A 656-nucleotide genomic window follows, 5' to 3' on the forward strand; every position below is an offset into this window, starting at 1 on the left:
GCGGTAAGCTTCCCGAGATGGTCACTTGCCCAGAATCCAAAGTGATCTTTCCGACCGGCAAGGAGGGCGGAACAGTTCCCAAGCGCTCTACCTTCACCTGTGGAGCCTGCGGTACGCAGCAAGATGTTCTGACTGCAATTCGACCGACCAAAAAGACCGGCCCTTGCGCTGGCTACGCCATTCAAGGCTTCTCGCCGGCTCGAAAGAGCGGTGGCTATTCCTATGGCGGACGTTTTTTTGCTGCGTTTGATGAAAGTCTTGCGCGCCAAGAATCTGCTGCAGAAGCCGAGTGGGAGGCACGAAAGGAACAGGACCTACGAGACTTCTGGCCGAAGAGCGAAGTGCCGTATGGATTTATGACCTCGTTGAATAACGGCGGAATCCCAAATCATGGCTTCACGCATTGGTGGACCATGTTCAACAGCCGTCAGATGCTGGTCTTGTCACAGCTACTGAAGGCAATCGTCAACTGCGGGAAGTACGATTGGCAGACTCGTGAATACGTCCTTGGCGCATTCCAGCAGTACATTCGAAACCAAAATATGTTTTGTTTTTGGGACATCGGATACGACAAACTCGTTCCGCATATGAGTAACAATAACTACCATCCAAAATCGAACATTGTTGAGAACTGCGTCTTTGGTAACCTCGGTCGA

The 656-nt window shown here is 51.5% G+C and carries 1 protein-coding gene; it reads left to right on the top strand.

Going from position 1 to position 656, the window contains the following annotated elements:
• The coding region (locus tag ACKGJN_RS16390; RefSeq protein ID WP_409540641.1) for a hypothetical protein at positions 1-656 on the top strand (656 nt) is incomplete at both ends.

Origin of the sequence: Gillisia xinjiangensis (assembly GCF_046298265.1) — a bacterium.
Lineage (GTDB): Bacteria > Bacteroidota > Bacteroidia > Flavobacteriales > Flavobacteriaceae > Gillisia > Gillisia xinjiangensis.